The sequence below is a fragment of the Myxococcus qinghaiensis genome, from assembly GCF_024198215.1.
Classification (GTDB): domain Bacteria; phylum Myxococcota; class Myxococcia; order Myxococcales; family Myxococcaceae; genus Myxococcus; species Myxococcus qinghaiensis.
In genome coordinates this window covers 13571-26678 of record NZ_JAKCFA010000003.1, presented here as the reverse complement: position 1 = coordinate 26678, position 13108 = coordinate 13571, and the positions used below count along the sequence as shown (strand labels likewise).

The following is a 13108-nucleotide window of genomic DNA, read 5'->3' as shown; positions in this document are numbered from 1 at the left end:
GCGGGCGCGTTGCTCGGGGACGCGGGGACACCCGCGCGACGGGCGGATGTCCCCTGGGCCCTGACTACAGCAGGGAGAGGCTGGGGGTGACGGCGTCGGAGGGGACGCCGTGGCCGAGCTGTCCATCGGCGTTGTAGCCCCAGGCCCACACGGTGCCGTCATCGCGCACGGCCAGCATGTGTTCGCCTCCCGCGGCGGCCGAGACGACTCCGCCGCCCAGCCCCTGCACCTGCCCCGGCGCGAACGGACTGGACGTGGTGCCATTGCCCAGCTGCCCCCAGTCGTTGTAGCCGCCGGCCCACAAGGTGCCCGTGGCGCTCAGGGCCAGCGAGGTGTGCCCGCCGCCGGCCAGCTCCACCAGGCCCGTCATCCCCACCTGCCTCGGCCGGGTGGGGCTGTACCAGCCACTCTCCAGCAGCAGCGCGCCCATCGTGCCGTCACCCCAGGCCCACCCGGTGCCATCGAAGCGCACCGCCAGCGAGTGCGCCTGGCCCGCGGCCGCGCTCACGATTCCGGTCAGTCCCTGCACCTGCCCGGGCGTGTAGCGACGGTTCTTGAAGCCATCCCCCAGCTGGCTCGAGTTGTTGCCGCCCCAGGCCCACAGGGTGCCATCGGAGCGCACCGCCAGCGAGTGCGAGCCCCCCGCGGCCACCTTCACGACGTCACCAGGTCCCGAGGTCTGCACCGGCGTGGCGCTCTCGTAGCCGGCGGCAGGGTTCCCGAGCTGCCCGTTGCTGTTGGAGCCCCAGGCCCACACGGTGCCGTCGGAGCGCAGGGCCAGGGAGTGCAGCCCTCCCGTGGCGATGGCCACCACTCCGCTCAGCCCGGCCACCTGCGTCGGCACGGCGCCGCCGTTGCCCCACGCCCACACGGTGCCGTCGAAGAGCAACGCCAGCGAGTGCTCGCCACCCGCCGCGACGGTCATCACGCCACCGAGCCCGGGCACCTGCACCGGCGCGGCCCGGCGCGTGGTCGTCCCATCCCCGAGCTGGCCGGCGAAGTTGGCGCCCCAGGCCCACACGGTGCCGTCGTACCGCAGCGCCAGGGAGTGGGACGGGGCCGCCGCCACGAAGGACACCTCGCTCATGCCCTGCACCGCCACCGGCAGGAGTTGCCTCGCGGGCGTCCCATCTCCTCGCTGCCCCACGTCGTTGCTGCCCCAGGTCCACACGGTGCCATCGGAGCGCAGGGCCAGGGCGTGTTCCCGCCCGGCGGCGGCGGCGGTGACCCCGGTCAGCCCCTGCACCATCGCGGGAGTGGCGCGGCTGCTCTTGGTGGCGTCGCCCAGTTGTCCGCTGTCGGCGGAGTAGCCCCATGACCAGACGGTGCCATCGGAGCGCACCACCAGGGAGAACTGGCTGCCCGCGGCCACGTCCACGGCTCCGGTCAGCCCCTGCACCTGCACGGGCGAGATGGGCGAGGGCGAGGCCACGGAGAGATACGCGTTGCCCCAGGCCCACACGGTGCCGTCGGGCTTCACCGCCAGCGCGTGGTGCTCGCCCGCGGCGACCGCCGTGATGCCGGTCAGCCCTGGCACCTGCACGGGCGTGGGGGAGGAGGCGTAGGTGCCATTGCCCAGCTCGCCATGGTAGTTGCTGCCCCAGGTCCAGACGGTGCCGTCGAAGCGCAGGGCCAGGGACAGCTCGGAGCCCGCGACCACGGCCACGACTCCGGTCAGCCCCTGTACCTGCACGGGCGTGGAGGAGGAGGTGGAGGTGCCATTGCCCAGTTGGCCAAGGCGGTTGCTGCCCCACGCCCGCACGGTGCCATCCGCCATCACCGCCAGGCCGTGGCTATTGCCCGCGGCCACCGCCGTCGCTCCCGTCACTCCTTGCACCTGCACGGGCACGGTGCTGGACGTCGTGGAGCCATTGCCCAACTGGCCGCTGACGTTGCCGCCCCAGGCCCACACGGTGCCGCCAGAGCGGAGCGCCAGCGAGAAGTCCCGGCCCGCGGCCACCGCCGTCGCCCCGGTCAGCCCCTGCACCTGCACGGGCACGGCGCTGGATGTCGTGGAGCCATTACCCAACTGCCCCTGGGCGTTGGAGCCCACCGCCCACACGGTGCCGTTCGGGCGCACCGACAGGGAATGCTCCCCTCCCGCGGCCACGCGGGAGCGCGGCCTCGTGCGAACGATGGGCGAGCCCACCGACGCCTCCTCGACGGAGTCCCCCGTCGGAGACTGGCCACAGCCCACCGCGAACCACAGTCCGAGGCAGACTCCCAGCCATCGGCTCATCCGCTGCCCTTCGCTTCGTTGCATGCATCGCTCCTGCTGTCGTCGTCCATCCAGTTGCATTGGCATCGCTCGGTTCTTCAGGGGGATTTCGGGTTCGCCGCGATGACGGCGCCCGCCGGGGCCGGGGGGCCACGGGCGCACGGAGCCGCTCCGCCGAGTCCATCAACGGACGCGGTCGCCAACGGATGTTGGAAGGAGCGTCTGGAGGCTCCGTGACGCGCGCCCCTGACGGACCCGGGCCTCGGTTTATTCTCGACCTCGCGGAAAAATGGAGCAGCGCTGCGGGTGACTCGCGGAAGGGGCCCGAGCCGGGACGCATCAAAGGCAGTCAGGCCGGGGTGGACACCGCCGCGGCGGGGCGTGTCGTGTGGGGGCGCGGGGATTTTGAATCTTCGCGACGCTGTTGCGTACAGTGCACGTCCTGTCACTCAAGGGGTCCACCTCAATGCGCAATCAGTTCAGGTCGAAGGCCTTCATCGTCATCGCATGTGTCCTGGGGTCGATGACGGCCAGTGCCCAGGAGGACGACGAGGCCGCGTCGGTCAAGGTCGGCAAGGATGGCAGCGTGAAGGTGAAGTCGCAGGGAGGCACCGTCGAGACGCGCGGAGGAACGACGCGGGTGCGCGGTGGCGGCGTCGATGTCCAGGTGGATGGCGCCGTGGCGCATGACGAGGACGACGACGCTGACACGTCGTCGCCGCGCAGCGGCTCGCTGGAGCTGGTGGACTCCGACCGCACCGTGACGCACGACTGTGCCGACGGGGGCAAGGTGGAGATTGTCGGCTCCGACAACAAGGTCACCCTGACGGGGACGTGCGAGCTCGTCGAGGTGACGGGCAGCGACAACAAGGTCACGGTCCACACCGCGCGCCGCATCGAGACGACGGGCAGCGGCAACAGCGTCACCTGGAAGCAGGGCGCGGAGAAGGGCAAGAAGCCGCGCATCAGCAACACCGGAAGCAACAATCGCATCGCCCAGGCGCGCTGAGCCGGGACGCCGTGAGGAGGCGGGGCGGGCCGTCCTCCGCCTCGCCTCCGTCACATTTAATTGTGATTAATTCCGGTTAATCAACATCACAAGCAGAGTGGCCTCTACCTGCCGCCGGGAGAACCCCGGCCACGGCAGGGCTGACAAACCAAGAGGTCACGCCATGTTGAAGCAAGTCATGCGGCCGTTGTTCCTGGGGGCGCTGTGGTTGGGCGCCTCCGCCTGTGGTGGAGCGCCGATGGATGAGGCCTCCACCGAGACGGTGGACGTGGGCGAGGTGGAGCAGAACGTGTGTCAGCCCGGCACGTACCAGGGCGCTTGTCGCGACTACGGCAGCGGTGGGTGGCTGGATTCGAGCTGTCCGAGCGCGACGCCGTACAAGTGGAGCTTCTGGAACTGCTCCCAGTACATGTATGGCTCTGGCTCGTCTGCCCAGTACTACCGCCAGTACTGCTACGACTACCAGGTCTACACCTGCCACAGCAGCATCAGCACGCCTCCCGCCGGGAACCCGTTCCCCGTCGGCCCGCCGCCGCCCTGCAAGCAGAACTGCTAGTCCGCGTCTGGATGAAACGGGGTCGCGCGAGCGCTTCGCGCGGCCACGGACGTCCCCGGGCTTCCGCTCTGGACTCCCAGCCATCGATACAGCCGGACGGCGGGCGGAAATCTCCTCACCGCTTGTCGCCATTCTCACGGAAATCACGTAAGAACATTTCCGACAGAATGGAAGTTGGCCGCGAGTCCCGCGGGCAAGACAGCCATGTCTGCACAGCCATCAGGCGAGGGAGACGTATGCGGAAGCGGGCCATGACGGTCGTCATGCTGTGCGGAGCACTGGTGTCTGGGTGCCAGGGAGAAGCGTGGGAACAGCCGGCCCACGAGCAGCCCGAGGCGTCCGTCGCGGCCACCCGCCAGGCGGTCATCTCCCCGGAGCTGGAGGCATCGCTCGCGTGTGTCGAGACGTATGCCAACGCGGGGACCTGCGACTGGGCTCACTGGAGCGAGATGGTGGAGACGTGCGTGACTCACGCGCACGGGGAGCTCGAGGACGGGCTCTTTCTGGAAGAGGTGCAGTCAGGTCACTGCACGGCGGCGAACTGGCCCGCGCTGAGCGAGCAGCTCATCACCCCACGCCCACCGCTCGTCCGCATGCGCACGGACTGCCATGGCGGCGCCCAGGTGATAACGGAGGTCGAGGACAACGGCTGCTACCCCCTCGCGCAAACCGCTGGCGCCTCCTACGTCGACGTGCCCATCGGCAAGGCCGTGAGGCTCTTCGCCGGTGTGGGCTGTACTGGGACAGCGGTCACCGTCCAGACCGACGCGAGCCTCTGTGTGACGAAGTTCGCCAACGGCACCAGCACGAACGACAAGGTGCGCTCGTTCCGGGTCCAGGACCTGGAGGCGCCGCCATCGGAGTACCGCTATGACTGCGCCCCCGAGGAGTCGACGTGCGTCAAGAACCACAACAGCACGAGCAGACTGGTCGCCATCAACCGGAAGCACACCGTCCAGATCGTCCGCATCCTCGTCGCGGGCAGGAGCACGCCCTCGATGGGACTCATCGAGGACAGGGTCCTGGAGATGTACGACTTCTTCAAGGTCGCGTCTCGCCAACAGATAAGCCTGGAGGTGCCTCTCGCCCGGCGGGAACTGACGGCGCCGGCAGGCAGCACCTGCGAGGAGGCGAGGAAACATGGCATCCGATACGCCAGCTCCGATGCGTTCCTGACCGTGTATTCAATGCCCACCGGGCTGTGTGACGTCTCGAGGGCCCGCTCACGCAGCATCTCCCTCAATGGCAATCTGCCCCGAGACCATGCCCATGAGACGGGACACGTCCTCGGCCTCGGGCACGGCAACGCGAGAAATCCGGCGGGCGGCAATGACATCCCATACGGCGACGCGAGTACGTACATGGGCAGGTTTCCCTCGGATAACTACAACCTCCCGCAGCTCCACTGGCTGGGGTGGACGAAGAAGCAGGACCTCGTCGATGTCACCTCGGCCATCGCCAGCAAAGGCGCCTCCTACACCGTCACCCTCCGTCCGGTGGGGACCAATGCCGAGGTGGCCAGCGACCTCCCGCTGGGCGCGGTCTGGGAGATTCCCGGCACCGCGCCCAAGGAGCGGTTGTTCATCGCCATGCCGAAGTCTCGCCTCAACGCCACGAACGACATCGAGGGTGGCACGGTGATTGTGTACCGCTCCCCCCAGTGTGAGAACTGCACGGGCATGGCGATGAAGTCGACGACGCGGGGGCGGTTCAACGCCAAGTCCACCGGAGAGCCCACGTTCGACGGCCTCCGCATCCAGGCGGTGAGCTACACGCTCAAGCCCGTCCAGCCGGGCGAACCGGACCTCGAGGATTTCGCCTCCGTCACGCTGCGATTCAGTCGGGTGGAGTAGCCCGCCTCCATCGCGACTGGCCCCCCGGGGCCGGCCCGGCTCGTGCTCAAGCGCTCCGAGACGCGATGAGCGCGAGGTTTCGCGGAGACAGGCGTGGATCGAAGAGCTGGAGGAGCTCGACCTGAAAGCCCAACTCCTCCAGGAGGAGCGCGCGATCCAACAGGAGCACGACCTCCAACGCCCGCGCGAAGCGGTCCCTGAGCAGATGGCAGAGCAGGACGTCTCGCGTCTCGGCGCGCACGGACACCTCGAAGGACTCCAGCTCGGCGTCCGTCATGCTGGCCTCAAGGCCCAGGCGCTCCAGTCGGTCGAGCGCGTAGGCGGCGAAGGGCCCGTCATAGAGGGACCGGGGCGCGTCGCCTGCCCTCACGAAGTCGTGCTCGGGAAAGAGCCGCTTCGTGAGGAGCGCGAACGCGAAGCGCCAGGCGTACACCCGCTTCATCCGCACGAACTCCACGTCGGTCTTGTGGGGTCGTCCCCGCGTCGTCAGCGCCAGGGCATGTGGGGTGAAGGGCAGGGGATGCGCGCCCCCGAAGCGGGAGACGGGGTAATCTCGCGGGGCCTCCAGCTTGTCGTAGCAGCAGCCGATGTTCAGGACGAAGCCCGCCTCCTGGCTCTTGCGGAGCTGCGTGAGGGCGAGCGGCCCGCAGGTGTGCAGGCCGATGGAGGCCCTGTCCCGGCCGGAGAAGAGCGCATCGAGCTGGGGTTGGAGCCCGTCCTCGACGGAGGCCTGGATGAAACACAGGGTGTCTCCGAGCGGGGAGCGGGTCCTCGTGAGCCAACTCCGGCCCTTGTCCTGCAACGCGGCGTCTCTGTCGATGCTGTGGAAGGTCCACCCGAACGTGCGCGCACCGAGGCGGGCGAGATGTCCCATGCCGCCGCCGATATCGACCGCCTGTTGGATGAAGCGCGTTCTCTGCGCGAGCAGGGCGAGCACCCGCTCGAGCTCATGGGTCTTCTTGGCGCTGAGTCCCTGCGTCTCCGAGACGGTCAGCGGGTGAAGGCCCTCGTGCCAGGGAAGCGCCGTCAGGCCCTGGAGCGCGTCCAGGAGCGCGCCCAGGGACGGAGGCGGGGCGCCCACGAGCACCCCCTGGTCCAGCTGCCGCTCGCCTGCTTCATCGAGTGAGCGGGCATAGGCCAACCAGTCCTCGGGCCAGGCGGCGCCGGACCCGGGCCAGCCCTGGAGGATGGAGCGGGACCAGAGCGGGGACCAGGGCTGGAGTTGGTGCGTGAGCGCCGCGAGTCGCGCCTGGAAGTCCATGTCGGCGCATCCTATGCGCCGGGGCTCCCGGGGTGGGGATGACGGAGCACCGTGCTCGGCAACGCATGGGTTCACCCACGCCCCTCCGGCGTTGTTCCCGTCGAAGGGGCGCGCGGGGCGGCCCGTCCGCCGTCAGTTGCCGCGGTAGGTGGTGTCGAGGATGCCGACGCCCGCGCCTTCCACGTACAGGGTGACCTTCGTGCCCTGGGTGGCGGCCTGGGTGGCGCGCTCGAACAGGCCCAGGCGCTCGGCCTCGCTGTACTGGTAGCCGGCGGAGGAGGCGCTCGCGCCCAGATAGTAGTAGGTGCCGACGAAGCTCCCGGTGCAGTTCGCCCCGGTGTTCACCTGTACGACGACGTAGCCCTGGCCGTAGAAGGCGTTGGGTTGCCGGGTGTACGTCGTCGTGCAGACGTAGCCATTCACGGTGATGGGGGCCGCCAGGGCCGTGCTGGAAAATCCGACCGACATCATCACCGCCGCAACGACAATGGACGCTCGCTTCATGGTGTTGTCCCCCTGTGCCCTGGATTGAGGCCTCCACGCCCAGGATGGGCGTGGGGCTCCGAAAAGCGTCTCTGGCTTTCCGCAGGGGATAACGGGCGAAGCGGAATTTCTTCCCCACCGCCTGTGCACGTTCGAGGGTGGGAAGAGGTGTGGGCTCTTACGGGATGTATTCGAGGCGCCAGAAGGTCCGTGACGAAGGGCCGTTCTCGTATCTGCAGACGACTCGGGCCAGCGCATCTCCATGGCAGCAATCCCGCTGCGCACCCACGGGAGAGCACAGACTGTTTGCCCATTGGATGCACGCAGACAGGCCCGTGCAGACCGCGAAGTCACAGCTCTGGAACACACCGTTGCACGTCACCCCCACTCCATCTTCCGAGGAGCAGATCGCGCTGGTGCAGGACAGGGCGAGATTGGGGCCGCAGTTCGCCGAACAAGTGCTGAGCTGTGAGACCGCTCCACCCTCCTCGTCCGAGGAGACCGCCGCGGTATCGCGGCTGTCGGGCGCGGACCCGTGTACCGCACCGGATTGCTGAGACATCAGGTGGATCTTAATCAGGCCCGGAGGGTGGCGCCCCTGGGCCCCGGCCGGCTTCTCTCCTTCTCTTCGAGGCCAGAGCCTGCCACCCTCACTCTTGAGTAGAGGCAAGCGCGGGTGCTCGTCAGACAGGGAGTTCGATGCCTCGGTGCAATCAGCATGGTTGGTATTTCCAGAAGAGCTGTCCGCGTTGCGAGACCGCCGTCCCTTTCCGACAGCCGAGGATCACCGAGGCGTTCGCCACGACGGGACAGAAGCGCAAGCGCTCGTCCCAGCCGGCGACCCTCATGGTCGACCTGACGAGGCCCCAGGTCCCTTTCCTCGACGTCACGGGGGAGGACGAACCGGGTCCGCTCAAGAAGCCCCGGAAGGAGAAGACGGCGTCTTCCATCCTCATCGACCTGAACAAGGAGGCGGACGAGGCCCTGTCTCAGCCCGCCCATCAGGACCTCTCGCATGTCCGAGAGGTGCTCGAGGAGCCAGGGTCATGGCTGACGGACGACGTCATCAACCACGTCGTCTCCAACTACCTGGAACCCCTCATGGAGGACACCGCGACGTTCCAGTACCTGACCCCCAGCGTGGCCCAGGCGGCAGCCCTGACGCCGCAGGTGCTCAACGACCTCCAGCGGTCCGGCGACGTGGTCTTCATCCCCATCAATCTGGACAACCGGCACTGGTCCCTCCTGGTGTACTTCGCGCAGTCAAACGTCTGCATCCACTACGACTCGCTTCGAGGGCACAACGACGCCTTCGCCCATCACCTGTTCAACTATCTTCAGTCCGCCGGCTTCATCAGCGGCTCCTGCGACTTTCTCTCCACCGCGGAGCTCACCCAGCGCGACGGCTACAACTGCGGCGCGTTCATGCTCAGTGTCATCCTGGAGATCCTCAAGGCGAACGGGCAGTATCCCTCGGACCAGCAGCTCCAGGGCATCACGACCCGCTCCTGCGACAATCTGCGCAAGACATGGCTCTCCGAGCTCCCGGCGACCCAGCCCTTCGGGAGCGCGAGCGGTTCATCTTCCTCACGCGCCGGCTCGTCACGAGGCCCCTGGACCCCGGAGCAGGCCCTGAGCGAGCTGCTCTGGTTCGGGCTGAATCAGGGCCCCAAGACGGACCAGCGGGACGCCCAGGCGAGCGCGGCGCTGACCCGGCTGCTCTTCGCTACCTGCGCGAAGGGCCCTCCAAGAGACCTGCGCGCGGCGCTGCGAGCCTGCCTCAAGGGGCTGGGGCTCCCGAAGATGACGGCGCTCTTCCACGCCTTCAAGCGGTGCCCGGGGCTGCTGCTGACCACCTATGACCGCTTCATCGCCGACTACGAGAAGCTCAACACGAGCTACCGCGGGACCAAGCGCGTCACCCGGAAGATCGTCGGCATCGACAAGCCCGAGACGAACCGGCCCCTGTGGCCCTCCCTCCAACATGACGGGGGACAAGTCCCTCTCCAGAAGAAGGTCCCCCACTCCAAGGACTACTACAAGGCTGACAGGTCCGCCTGGGCTCACGAGAAGCTGAGCACCAACTTCGACGTCGGGGGAGATGAAGACCTTCGAGCGTGGCTGCACACGCTGGTCAACCTCTCCCTGTGGAGGAAGATCTTCTCCAACACGTATGCGCATGGGCGCAAGGGCCGGGGCGTGGCCCACCTCCTCGAGCTCACCACGCCTTTCGGTCAGGTGCTCGTCCACAATCACAAGTACACGTCAGGAAAGGGGACGACCCGGTTCCTGCTGAAGCTGACCAATACCTTCCAACGCACGGACGAGTGCCGAGGCCTGCCCAGGACGTATCTCAATGGCGTCGCCGCCGACCCCGTCTTCCTGGATGCCTCCTATGGTGACGAGCTGAAGCTGCTCGAGGCACTCAAGCGCACCTGCGGAAAGACAGACGCGCAGGTCGCCACCCTCATGCTCGCCATGATGGACCGACGCCGTGAACAGCCTGGTGACCTGTTCCTGAAGACCGAGGTCACGGCCGAGGGAGTCACCGTCGTCGAGGACTCGGAGAAGTGGGAGGACATGTTTGATGGAGCGCGGTCCGTGCGCTCGGGCCCCTCGCTGGCCCAAGTGGTGCACAAGTGGACCAAGGTGACGTGCCCCGCGGGGCTCATCCTCATCTACCTGTGCAGCCACTTCTTCCTGGCGGAGCCTCGACACGCGCTGCCGCTCTTCCTGGGCAACCTCCATGCGCTCGCGCTCGTGGAGGCGGGCCTCTTGACCTTCAACGACCTGCTGACGGCGCTCAACCGGCAGGACCTCGGAGAGGAGGGCTCGCTGTTTCCTTCCAACAACTTCGGGGACAAGTTTCGCGAGGTTCGCCTCCCGCTCCTGCACATCTCCGGCTACTACGACTCCACGCTGGACCACCTGGACTACAAGGACCACCTGGACTGCAAGAAGGAGAAGCCCCCCCTCATGGTGAACACGCGCGAGTTGCTGGCAAGGCAGCAGGACCAGGACGGGGGCGCCCTCTTCGCGCTCCACAAGGTGCTCTTCATGCAGTTCCTCTGCTGGCTGTGCGGCGTGGACGTCACCGAGATGCTCGAGCCCATCTGGGAGGGTTGACGGGAATACAGGGGGCGGGCCGAAGCCAGAGCCCTGGCTCTCCTCCACGAGCTTCCGGGCCTCCAGCTCCAGGACATTGGCGTGCAGCAGCTCGGAGAGTCGCGCGTGGCACGCTCCGCTGCGCTCGGGGTCCGGTGCGCCGATTCCATCGGCGAGCGCGCGCTTCGATGGGTCAGAAGGTGACTTCTTCGATGACTTCGGTGTGGTCACCCGGCAACCGGGGCGCGACCTGCCCTGCAAGCTCCTTGATGCGCGCCGCGGAGCAGCCACCGCAGCCCAGGGCGTCCTTGAGCTTCTTCCCCCCTGGCCCCCGCAGGTTCTTGACGGCGTTCCACGCGTTGATGAGGCCGAACTTCCGGGTGCGCACGGTCTCCCCTCGGATGGCCTTGCAGATCAGCTCCAGGTCCGCGTCATCGAACTCGGTGAGGTCACGGGCTTTGTCATCGTTCGCGCGGTTGGCATAGAACACCCTGCGTTGCCTGGAGTAGGTGGGCCGGGTGTTCAGCGTCTGCATGAGCGCGCTGCCCGCGGTGAGGTCTCCCGGTCCGGGCACGCAGTCGGAGACAATCAGCGGCGCATCCGTGAACCCCTGGAAGGGCGGGTCGATCAACGTCATCCGGAGATCGAGCTGACTCGGGCTGGGCGCCGGCTCCAGCACGAAGCCATTGCGATGCCGGCCGCGCACCTTCTTCATGAACCCGCAGTTGGTGGGGACCTCCGTCGGCATCCACTCCGGGTCCGCGAGCGAGTGGTCCGCGCCCGTCGCGATGATGGCGCCGAGTGAATGCGCCACCACCTGCACGGTCGTCCCCGAGTGCGCTCCCCGCGCCTGAATGATGGCGTTGCGCAGGCAGTCCGCCGTCTCCATGGGGTGCCGGTTGTCCGGGTAGAAGAAGTCGTAGACCTGCGCATTGGGCGGGAAGTTGTTGATGGCCGGGTCCATCACCTCGGGGCCGGCGCCAATGCCATGCACGGAGATGTGGGGCACCTTGTTCGGGTCGATGGGCCCTCTAGGCCGGAGCTCGCACATTCCACAGCGCATGCGCATCCGAGAGCGCTCCGCGCCATTCGTCCGGTCACCCGCCGTGGTTGGCGTGGGGTTCAGGACGGGAGTGGGAGCAGGCGGGGCCAGGGGCGCGAATGAGGCTTGCACTGTCGACCACTCGGCCAGGGCGGCGCCCGCGTCGGTCCCCGCGTCGGAGCCTGCATCGACACCGGGCCCCGTCCCCGCGTCCCGCCCGCCGTCCGCACCCGCGTCGGCGCCTCCGTCCGAACCCGCGTCTGAACCACCACCACCACCGCCGCCACCACCGCCGTCCGAACCCGCGTCGCGGCCCGCATCGGTGCCGGTGCCTGCGTCGGCGCCCGCATCCGCGCCTGCGTCCACCCCCGCGTCGTCCTCACAGGTGGGGGTCTCGGTGAACGCCTGCTCAGGCGGATCACAGCCCGCGTCTCCGGCGTCACCCGCATCTCCCGCGTCCCCGGCGTCAGGGCCTCCGTCACACTCCTCGCAGGACTCGGGCTCCTCCTCGTCTCCGGTCGACATCCCTTCGCGCCACTGCTCCGTGCTCCCGGCGCTCTCGTCCTGCGCGAGGCAGGCCGACACGCCGACGGTCAGCACGAGCATCGCCAGGAAGAGCGCGCGGGCAACGAGGGGACTGGCGGTCGGGGGGGGCGGTGGCTGGGAAACCAGCATGGGACTGTCCTGGATGGAGAAGGAGTTGTGAGCCCTCCCCATGAGCCTAGGACAAACAGGAGTATCTGAACAAGCTTACCTGGAAATTCATGACAAACCTACTTGGTGCATCCTTGCCGCGGACCGCGCGATGGACTGGCTGGGTGATATGAGCCGCTGTCCAGGAACCCGGGCTCACCCGCGAGTCACCAACACCTCTGCGCCCGGTCTGAAGAGTCATCATGTTTGATTTCGAGGAAATCGTCCGAAGCCGCTGCTCGACTCGCCGCTTTCTCCCCACTCCGATTCCTCGCGAACTGCTCGACGAGGCACTGTCTCTCGCGCAGCTCGCGCCCTCCAACTCGAACATCCAACCCTGGCGTCTCTTCCTCACGGAGGGCGAGCGCACGGAGCAACTGCGCCAGGCGCTCATGGCGGAGGTGAACGCCCAGCCGCGCGAGCTGGCCCCGTTGCCACCGTCCTTTCGGGCGCATCGCCGCGAGCTGGGGGCCATCGTCTACGGAGCGATGGGCGTCGCCCGCGACGATGATGCTGGAAGGGCGCTGGCCTCGCGGCGCAACTACGAGTTCTTCGGCGCGCCCATGGTCGGCATCCTGTGCATGCACCGGGAGCTCGGACTCGTGGATGCGGTGGGCGTCGGCATGTACCTTCAGACGCTGGTCCTGGGGCTGACTGCGCGCGGTATCGGAACCTGTGTCCAGGCCGCGTTGACGACGTATCCCGAAGTCATCCGCCGTGAGCTTTCAATCCCAGAGGAGCTCGTCATCCTCTGTGGACTGTCTTTGGGGTTCGCGGACCCTGACTTTCCCGCGAACCACCTCAAGATAGCGAAGCACCCCGTGGAGACGAATGTGTCGATTCTCGGCCCCGAGACGCGCTCGGACTCCTGAGCGTGAGGCGCGGCCT

Annotated in this window: 9 protein-coding genes; 5 read left to right on the top strand and 4 right to left on the bottom strand. The window is 67.7% G+C overall.

Features of this window, described 5'->3' with window-relative positions:
- Positions 1-64 precede the first annotated feature (64 nt).
- A complete protein-coding gene (locus LZ199_RS05235; RefSeq protein ID WP_253992540.1) occupies positions 65-2263 on the bottom strand; it encodes an RCC1 domain-containing protein in 2199 nt (732 codons plus the stop codon).
- A gap of 421 nt (positions 2264-2684) precedes the next feature.
- On the opposite strand from LZ199_RS05235, the gene LZ199_RS05230 reads away from it, so the two are divergent.
- The 3 genes from LZ199_RS05230 (at position 2685) to LZ199_RS05220 (ending at position 5636) form a co-directional block, all read left to right on the top strand.
- Positions 2685-3227, top strand: coding sequence for a DUF3060 domain-containing protein (locus LZ199_RS05230; protein ID WP_253992539.1), 543 nt, complete (start codon positions 2685-2687; stop codon positions 3225-3227).
- A 163-nt stretch (positions 3228-3390) separates the two neighbouring features.
- Complete coding sequence (locus LZ199_RS05225) at positions 3391-3783, top strand: hypothetical protein (protein WP_253992538.1); 393 nt, start codon at positions 3391-3393, stop codon at positions 3781-3783.
- 251 nt (positions 3784-4034) lie between these two features.
- Positions 4035-5636 (top strand): metallopeptidase domain-containing protein, encoded by a 1602-nt coding sequence (locus LZ199_RS05220; RefSeq protein ID WP_253992537.1) that lies wholly within the window; start codon positions 4035-4037, stop codon positions 5634-5636.
- Between the two features lie 46 nt (positions 5637-5682).
- Here the strand turns inward: LZ199_RS05220 and LZ199_RS05215 are convergent, their stop codons facing one another.
- Positions 5683-6897 (bottom strand): methyltransferase, encoded by a 1215-nt coding sequence (locus tag LZ199_RS05215; RefSeq protein ID WP_253992536.1) that lies wholly within the window; start codon positions 6895-6897, stop codon positions 5683-5685.
- Positions 6898-7029: 132 nt separating this feature from the next.
- Positions 7030-7401: a hypothetical protein gene (locus LZ199_RS05210; protein WP_253992535.1), complete on the bottom strand. Its 372-nt coding sequence runs from the start codon at positions 7399-7401 to the stop codon at positions 7030-7032.
- 825 nt (positions 7402-8226) lie between these two features.
- Here LZ199_RS05210 and LZ199_RS05205 point away from each other — a divergent pair.
- A complete protein-coding gene (locus LZ199_RS05205) occupies positions 8227-10506 on the top strand; it encodes a Ulp1 family isopeptidase (RefSeq protein WP_253992534.1) in 2280 nt (759 codons plus the stop codon).
- A 172-nt stretch (positions 10507-10678) separates the two neighbouring features.
- Here LZ199_RS05205 and LZ199_RS05200 read toward each other — a convergent pair whose 3' ends face one another.
- Complete coding sequence (locus LZ199_RS05200; protein WP_253992533.1) at positions 10679-12202, bottom strand: esterase/lipase family protein; 1524 nt, start codon at positions 12200-12202, stop codon at positions 10679-10681.
- A 221-nt stretch (positions 12203-12423) separates the two neighbouring features.
- Here LZ199_RS05200 and LZ199_RS05195 point away from each other — a divergent pair, with 221 nt between their 5' ends.
- Positions 12424-13092, top strand: a complete 669-nt coding sequence (locus LZ199_RS05195; RefSeq protein WP_253992532.1) for a nitroreductase — start codon at positions 12424-12426, stop codon at positions 13090-13092.
- Positions 13093-13108 lie beyond the last annotated feature (16 nt).